Here is a 7,484-nt window from a genome sequence, read left to right as displayed (position 1 = left end):
GGATTGACGTCTCGGACCGTGGGGATCGACGTCTCGGCGGGAGGAGGGGGCGCGCGCGTTTGCGGAGCGGCGTACCGCGGAGTAGGACTGCGGGCATGACCCGCGTCGCACTCGTCACCGGAGCCTCGTCGGGCATCGGTGAGCAGACCGTCCTCCAGCTCCTCGACGCCGGCATGACGGTGTACGCCGCCGCCCGCCGCGTCGAACGGATGGCAGCTCTCGCCGACCGGGGAGCGCGCGTGATCGGGATGGACGTCACCGACGACGCCTCGATGGTCGCCGGGACCGACCGCATCGCCGGGGAGGCGGGCGGCGTGGACGTCCTCGTCAACAACGCCGGCTACGGGTCGTACGGCGCCGTCGAGGACGTGCCGATCGCCGAGGCGCGACGTCAGTTCGACGTGAACCTCTTCGGCCTGGCGCGGCTGGTCCAGCTCGTGACCCCCGGCATGCGCGAGCGCGGCTACGGCCGGATCGTGAACGTGAGCTCGATCGGCGGCAAGTTCTACGAGCCGTTCGGCGCGTGGTACCACGCCACCAAGTTCGCCGTGGAGGGCTTCAGTGACTCGCTGCGCATGGAGCTGCGGCCGTTCGGGATCGACGTCGTCATCATCGAGCCGGGCCCGATCCGCACGGAGTGGAGCGGGATCGCCCGAGACTCGCTGCTCGAGACGTCCGGCTCGACGGCGTACTCCGCCCAGGCGCGGCGCGCGCACGGGGTGCTCGAGGAGTTCGACAAGCCGTCGCGCTCCGCGCCCCCCGAGGAGGTGGCGCGCAAGATCGTGCGGGCGGTCACGGTCCGCCGCCCCGCCGCGCGCTACCCCGTCGGCCGCGGCGCGCGCGTCATCACGACCTCGCGCGACCTGCTGCCCGACCGGGTCTTCGACGCCGTGGTCGGACGGATCTACGGCAGCCGCCGGCCCTAGTCGCCCACCGCGTCGACCCCGGACCTCCGAGCGGGCTTCAGCGTCTTCGCGTGGTTGCCCGGCACCTCGGTGAGCGACGTCATGAACGAGTCGGCCCAGGCGGCGACGTCGTGCTGCCGGATCGTCTTGCGCATGGCGCGCATCCGACGCGCGCGCTCGCGGTCCTCGGCGCGGTAGGCGTCGACCAGGGCCTGCTTCATGCCGTTGAGGTCGTAGGGGTTGACCAGCCAGGCCTGCCGGAGCTCGTCGGCGGCCCCGGCGAACTCCGAGAGGATGAGCGCGCCGTCGTCGGCGCCGCGGCAGGCGACGTACTCCTTCGCGACAAGGTTCATGCCGTCGCGGTACGGCGTCACGACCATCACGTCGGCCGTGCGGTAGAGCGCTGCCATCTCGTCGCGCGGGTAGGAGGAGTGCAGGTAGTGGATGGCGGGCCGTCCGAGCTTGCCGTGGTCGCCGTTGATCCGGCCGACCAGCCGCTCGATCTCGTCGCGGAGCACCTTGTAGGTCTCGACCTGCTCGCGGCTCGGCACCGCCACCTGCACGAAGACGGCGTCGTCCACGTCGATGTCGCCGTCGGCGATCACCTCGGCGAAGGCGCGCAGCCGCGCGTAAATGCCCTTCGTGTAGTCGAGCCGGTCCACGCCGAGGAAGACCTGGCGCGGGTTGCCCAGCGCCTCCCTGATCTCCTTCGACCGGGCGAGGACCGACTCGGTCTGCGCGAGCTCCTCGAGCCCGGCGGCGTCGATGGAGATCGGGTACGCCGCGGCGCGGACCGTGCGGCCGTCCGGCAGGTAGACGAGATCCCGGTGGGTCTTGTGGCCGACCCGCTGGCGGACGAGCCGGATGAAGTTCTGCGCGGCGCCCGCGAGCTGGAAACCGACCAGGTCGGCGCCGAGGAGCCCCTCGAGGATCTGGCGCCGCCACGGCAGCTGGCTGAACAGCTCGGCGGGCGGGAACGGGATGTGCAGGTAGAAGCCGATCTTCAGGTCGGGCCGCAGCTCGCGCAGCATCGCCGGCACGAGCTGCAGCTGGTAGTCGTGCACCCACACCGTCGCGCCCTCGGCCGCGACGGAGGCGGCCTTCTCGGCGAAGCGCTTGTTGACCCGCTGGTAGGTGTCCCACCACTCGCGGTGGAACTCCGGCCGTGCCGCCAGGTCGTGGTAGAGCGGCCAGAGCGTCGCGTTGGAGAAGCCCTCGTAGTGCTCCTCGATCTCCTCCTGCGACATCGACATCGGGATGAGGCGCATGCCGTCCTCGGTGAACGGCTCGAGGTCGGTGTCGGTGCCGCCCGGCCAGCCGATCCAGACGCCGTCGTTCTCCCGCAGGACCGGCTCGATGGCCGTGACCAGTCCGCCGGGGGAGGTCCTCCACCCCTTCGAGCCGTCGCTGTCGGTGATCCTGTCAACCGGAAGACGGTTGGCCACCACCACGAGATCGGCCTGCATGCTCCTGACCATAGTCGCGTCCGTTTACCCAGACGACGGCCGCCTCACTCGTGGACGACGCCGACCTGACGACGTACGTCGTCCATCTGGCGCAGCAGCGTGAGGGTCTGTGCGTGCGGGACCAGCGCCGACTCGCGCAGACCCTCCCGCAGGCAGCGGCCGACCTCCGCGATCTCGTTGCCGTACCCGGCGCCGATGACCGCGCCGTCAGGGCCGTCAGGGCCGATCTCGATCGGGTCGAGCGGCCCGGCCTCAGCGGTCCAGTCGGCCACCGGCGCCTTGGGGGTGAAGACGACGCGGGTCGGGTGGTGGAAGTCGTCGAGGTCGATGCGGCCGGTGTCGGTGGCGATCGCGGCGGCCCGCGACGACCAGGAGGTGATCGAGGCGGTCAGCGTGGCGAGCACCCCGCCCGGGTAGCGCCCGACCATCGCGACGTCGAGGTCGAAGGCGCCGCCCTCGGCGTCACGGACGTCGGCGACCGCCTTCAGCGACTCCGCCTCGCCGAAGAGCAGGTGGGCGACGGTGAGCGGGTAGATGCCCATGTCGAGCAGCGCCGAGGCGCCCAGCGCCGGGTCCAGCATCCGATCGCTCGCCTCCGCGTCGACCACGAAGCCGAGCTCGGCGTGGAAGTGCCGGGGAGTGCCGAACTCGCCTGCGGCCAGCCGGCGCCGCAAGGCGCGGATCGTGGGGTGGCACGCGGTCCACATCGCCTCCATGAGGAAGCGGTCGTGCTGCTCGGCGAGCGCCACCATCTCCTCGGCGTCGGCCGTGGACAGGGTCAGAGGCTTCTCGCACAGCACGTGCTTGCCGGCCTCGAAGGCCAGCCGGGCGTTGTCGAGGTGGAAGGAGTGCGGCGTCGCGATGTAGACGACGTCGACCTCGGGATCGGCGACGAGGTCCTCGTAGGATCCGTGTGCCCGGCCGCCGTGCTCGGCGGCGAACGCCTCGGCCGACGCGAGCCGGCGCGATCCGACGGCGACGAGCTCGGCGCCCGGCGTGAGCCGCAGGTCGCGCGCGAACGTGTGGGCGATCTTGCCGGTGGCGAGGATGCCCCAGCGGACAGGCGTGTCGGAGGTCACGGCGACACGGTAACGGGCCGCATTGCGCGAGGACGGGCCCGAGTGGAGCAGCGCGGGCCCGTACGGGGTCGCAGGCGCGCCGCGCGAGAGAACTACATCCTTGTCATTCCTCGTCTACAGTGGTCCCGACGTACGAGCCAGACAGGACGGGGGAGCCGATGTCCGCGGAGAACGCCGCCTCACCGAGCGAGGTCCAGGTCCCCGCGCTCAGCGAGCGCGACCGCGACATCCTCGACTTCGAGCGTCAGTGGTGGAAGTACGCCGGCGCGAAGGAGACCGCCGTCCGCGAGAAGTTCGACATGTCCGCGACGCGCTACTACCAGGTCCTCAACGCCCTCATCGACCGTCCCGAGGCGCTCCAGGCCGACCCGCTGCTCGTCCGGCGACTGCGCCGGCTCCGGGCAGCGCGGCAGCGCCAGCGCTCCGCCCGCCGCCTCGGGTTCGAGATCTGATGGCCATGGGTCGCCGGGACCAGCGCGGCGTCGTCCTCCCCTCGCCCGTGATGATGCTCAGCGTCGTCGCCGTGGTGATGGCCGCCGTGGCGTTCGTCGTCACCCGTGGTCCGCAGCCGGCCGAGCGCGAGATCACCACGGTCGCCCAGCCGAGCACATCGGCGACGCCGACCCCGTCGGCGACCGCCGCACCCGCTCCGACCAGGACACCGAAGCCGGTCGTGCGCAAGAAGGTCATGGTCGAGGTCTTCAACAACACCTCGACCAAGGGCCTCGCGGCGACGGCGAGCCAGAAGGCGGCCACGGTCGGGTGGCAGGTCGTCGGCACCGACAACTGGTACGGCAGCGTGCCGGCCACCACCGTCTACTACCCGGCCAAGCTCAAGCGCGAGGGCAAGCAGCTCGCGCTCGACCTCGGCATCAAGCGCACCGCCAAGGCCGTCGACCCGATGAAGCTCGACCGGCTGACGATCATCCTCACCGGTCCGCTGCACTGAGCGGTTTCGACCCGGGGCCGCGCGTCTCGTAGTCTCGGCGGCTGTTCCGGCCGAGCCGCGGCCGTCGTACGCCGTCTGGAGGACCGAGCCTCGTGAACCGTCGTCGCGACATCCAGGGGCTGCGCGCGGTCGCGGTCGGACTGGTCGTCGCGGCGCACGCCGGCGTGCCGGGTGTGCAGGGCGGATTCATCGGGGTCGACGTCTTCTTCGTCATCAGCGGCTTCCTCATCACCGGTCTGCTGCTGAGCGAGGGTCGGCGTACCGACCGGATCCGCCTGCGCGACTTCTACGCCCGCCGCGCCCGCCGGATCCTGCCGGCGGCCACGCTGGTGCTCGTCGTGACGCTCGCCTACGTCTCGTTCGTGGGATCGCTCGCTCGCACCGACCAGACCCGTGCTGACGCACTCTGGTCGGCCGGGTTCCTCGCCAACGTCCACTTCGCGCGGACCGGCGCCGACTACTTCAGCACCGACCTGCCCTCGGCCTTCCAGCACTACTGGTCGCTCGCGGTGGAGGAGCAGTTCTACCTGGTCTGGCCGCTGGTCATCGCCCTCCTCGTACGACGCCGGGCGAGCCGCGGTCTCGTCCTGGCCGTCACCGGCACCCTCGTGCTCGCCTCGCTCGCCTGGTCGCTGCGGGTGACGGACCTGCACCCGAGTGCCGCCTACTTCTCCACGCCCGCCCGCGGCTACGAGCTGGGCGCCGGCGCGCTGCTCGCCGTGCTGGCGCCGCGGATCCCGCGGGCCGCGCAGGCGTTGCTCGGCGTCACCGGCGTCGTCGTGCTCGGCTGGGCCGCCGCGACCATGAGCGGCGAGACCCCGTTCCCCGGCTGGCAGGCCGCCGTCCCCGTGGTCGGCACCGTGGCGCTGCTCGCGGCCCGCAGGGGCCCGGTGGCGGCGGTGCTGTCGTGGGCCCCGCTGCGCTGGCTCGGCGACATCTCGTTCTCGGTCTACCTGTGGCACTGGCCGATCCTGGTTCTCGGCGCGTCCCGGCTGCCGCAGGACTGGGGACAGGCCGACCGCACCAGCCTGCTGCTCGTGGTGACCCTGGCCGCCTCGGTGCTCAGCTACCTGCTCGTGGAGCGGACCTTCCAGCGCGGCCTGCCCGCTCTGCGGGGACCGCGCGGCCTGGTGCTGTGGCCGGCGACGCTCGCCGTGGTCGTCGCGTCGTCGATCGCGGCCACGACGCACTCCCAGGCGGTGATGGCCCACCAGCGCGATGTGGCCGACAGCTGGTTCGAGGCCCACCCGGAGGCCACGGCGCCGCCGGCGCCCACCGACATCCCGGACGCGCTCGCCCGTGCCGTCGCGCTGGCCCGTAGCGGCGCCCCGCTGCCGTCGGTCGACCTCGGCGAGCACGCGAAGGACGTCTGGCGCACCGACTTCGGTTGCTACGCCGACTTCGACGCCACGACCACCCGGTTGTGCACGTACGGCGACCCGACGGCCGGTCCGCTGGTGGTCGTCTACGGCGACTCGCATGCCGGGATGTGGCTGCCGGCGCTGGACAGCATCGGGAAGAGCGCGCACTTCCGCGTCGTACCGCTGGTGAAGTCGTCGTGCATGCCGTTCGACGTGCCCCAGAGCCTGGGCCAGCACGACTACCAGGGGTGTGACGCCTTCCACCGCTGGGCGCTCGGGCAGATGCGTCGGCTGCGACCCGCGGCCGTCGTCGTCTCCTACCGCGGGCTCTACCAGACCCGGGCACTCCCGGGCATGACGAGAGGGCGCACCTGGCAGCAGGGCGTCGCGACCACGGCCAGGGAGCTGACAGCGATCACACGCGACGTGGTCGTCGTCGGCGACATCCCGCAGCGGGCCCTGCCCGCCCCGGAGTGCCTCAGCACGCCGGGCGCCGACCAGGCGACGTGCCTGGCGCCGGTCGCCGGGGACGGCATCGTCGCGAACGACTTCACCGTCCGCGGGATCGCGGGCACGGGCGCGCGGTTCGTCGACCCGCGCGCACTCGTCTGCTCCGCCGGCGTCTGCCCGCTCGTCGTCGGCGACGACGTGGTGTTCTACGACGACGACCACATCACGGCGTCGTGGTCCCGCCTGGTCGCTCCTGCGCTCGAGAAGCTCCTCGGCCCGTTGGTCGGCGCCACCCCGACGGCGTGACGTTCGTCGCGCCGCGGGCGCAGTGGCTCCCGGGCGGCTAGCCCGACGTGGTTGTCTTGAGGTCATGAAGTTCGCCTCTCCCGAGGGGGAGCAGCGCTACGACGCGCTCGTGGCCGCCGCGCCCGGCGTCATCGTCGCCCTCGACTTCGACGGGACGCTGTCGCCGATCGTCGACGACCCCTCCCAGGCCCACATCCACCCCGACGCCGGCGAGGTGCTCGTCGCGCTCGCTCGCAAGGTGCTGGCCATCGCCGTGGTGACCGGCCGGCCGGCGCGGCAGGTGCTCGACCTCGGCGGGCTGGAGGAGGTCGGCGACGCGTTCGCGGCCGCGGGCAAGGAGCTCTACGTGTTCGGCCAGTACGGCAACGAGCGCTGGAGCGCCTCGCACCGCGTCATCGTGGGGCCGCGGCCGCCGCAGGGTCTGGCGACGTTCCTGCGCGAGCTGCCCCGGACGCTGCGCACGGCCGACGCGGCGGACGCGTACGTCGAGGAGAAGGGCCTGGCGGTCGCCGTGCACACGAGGCGGCTGCCGGACCCCGAGGGCGCGTTCGCGCGACTGCTGCCGATCCTCACCGAGCAGGCCGAGGCCCACGACCTCATCGTCGAGCCCGGCCGCAACGTGGTCGAGGTGCGCTCCGACGGCATGGACAAGGGCCTCGTCGTGGACCGGCTGATCACGCAGCTGGACGCGAAGGGGTTCCTGTTCGCCGGCGACGACCTCGGTGACGTGGACGCGTTCGAGACGGTGGCGGCGTACGCCTCGGAGGGCCTGCCGACGCTGCTCGTCTGCTCCGCGTCGGAGGAGCAGGCGGCCCTGGTCGCGCTGTCCGACGTCGTCGTCGAGGGCCCCGAGGGCGTGCTCGAGCTGCTGCGCCGGCTGACCGACGACATCCCCGGCTGAGGGGGCGGGCGGAGTACCCGGTTAACCGGGTACTCGTGACCTGACCCAGGGAACTGCGGAACTTCCG

General features: G+C 72.2%; 7 protein-coding genes. 5 read left to right on the top strand and 2 right to left on the bottom strand.

From position 1 onward, the window contains the following. The first annotated feature begins 95 nt into the window (after positions 1-95). Positions 96-926 (top strand): oxidoreductase, encoded by an 831-nt coding sequence (locus tag ABD205_RS00240; RefSeq protein WP_344041189.1) that lies wholly within the window; start codon positions 96-98, stop codon positions 924-926. Here the strand turns inward: ABD205_RS00240 and ABD205_RS00235 are convergent. After that, the gene (locus ABD205_RS00235) at positions 923-2,371 is read right to left on the bottom strand and encodes an alpha,alpha-trehalose-phosphate synthase (UDP-forming) (RefSeq protein WP_425572771.1); all 1,449 of its coding nucleotides are present in this window, start codon (positions 2,369-2,371) and stop codon (positions 923-925) included. The genes ABD205_RS00240 and ABD205_RS00235 overlap by 4 nt on opposite strands. A 44-nt stretch (positions 2,372-2,415) precedes the next feature. Next, positions 2,416-3,450, bottom strand: a complete 1,035-nt coding sequence (locus ABD205_RS00230; RefSeq protein ID WP_344041185.1) for a Gfo/Idh/MocA family protein — start codon at positions 3,448-3,450, stop codon at positions 2,416-2,418. A gap of 158 nt (positions 3,451-3,608) precedes the next feature. On the opposite strand from ABD205_RS00230, the gene napA reads away from it, so the two are divergent. The 4 genes from napA to otsB all read left to right on the top strand — a co-directional run bounded on the left by napA (position 3,609) and on the right by otsB (position 7,417). Beyond that, complete coding sequence (gene napA / locus ABD205_RS00225) at positions 3,609-3,902, top strand: nucleoid-associated protein NapA (protein ID WP_344041183.1); 294 nt, start codon at positions 3,609-3,611, stop codon at positions 3,900-3,902. Between the two features lie 5 nt (positions 3,903-3,907). Then, a complete protein-coding gene (locus ABD205_RS00220; protein ID WP_344041181.1) occupies positions 3,908-4,399 on the top strand; it encodes a LytR C-terminal domain-containing protein in 492 nt (163 codons plus the stop codon). A 92-nt stretch (positions 4,400-4,491) separates the two neighbouring features. Beyond that, positions 4,492-6,516, top strand: a complete 2,025-nt coding sequence (locus tag ABD205_RS00215) for an acyltransferase family protein (RefSeq protein ID WP_344041179.1) — start codon at positions 4,492-4,494, stop codon at positions 6,514-6,516. Positions 6,517-6,580: 64 nt separating this feature from the next. Then, a complete protein-coding gene (otsB, locus tag ABD205_RS00210; RefSeq protein ID WP_344041177.1) occupies positions 6,581-7,417 on the top strand; it encodes a trehalose-phosphatase in 837 nt (278 codons plus the stop codon). The last annotated feature ends 67 nt before the right edge of the window (positions 7,418-7,484 follow it).

This window comes from Nocardioides panacihumi (genome assembly GCF_039530925.1).
Classification (GTDB): Bacteria; Actinomycetota; Actinomycetes; order Propionibacteriales; family Nocardioidaceae; genus Nocardioides; species Nocardioides panacihumi.
Note: the sequence above shows the minus strand (reverse complement) of the source record. Positions and strands in the feature narration are given on the sequence as shown.

Coding starts and splice junctions, on each gene's coding strand:
- ABD205_RS00240 (WP_344041189.1), top strand. CDS start 96: ATGACCCGCGTCGCACTCGTCACCGGAGCCTCGTCGGGCATCGGTGAG.
- ABD205_RS00235 (WP_425572771.1), bottom strand. CDS start 2,371: ATGCAGGCCGATCTCGTGGTGGTGGCCAACCGTCTTCCGGTTGACAGG.
- napA (WP_344041183.1), top strand. CDS start 3,609: ATGTCCGCGGAGAACGCCGCCTCACCGAGCGAGGTCCAGGTCCCCGCG.
- ABD205_RS00220 (WP_344041181.1), top strand. CDS start 3,908: ATGGGTCGCCGGGACCAGCGCGGCGTCGTCCTCCCCTCGCCCGTGATG.
- otsB (WP_344041177.1), top strand. CDS start 6,581: ATGAAGTTCGCCTCTCCCGAGGGGGAGCAGCGCTACGACGCGCTCGTG.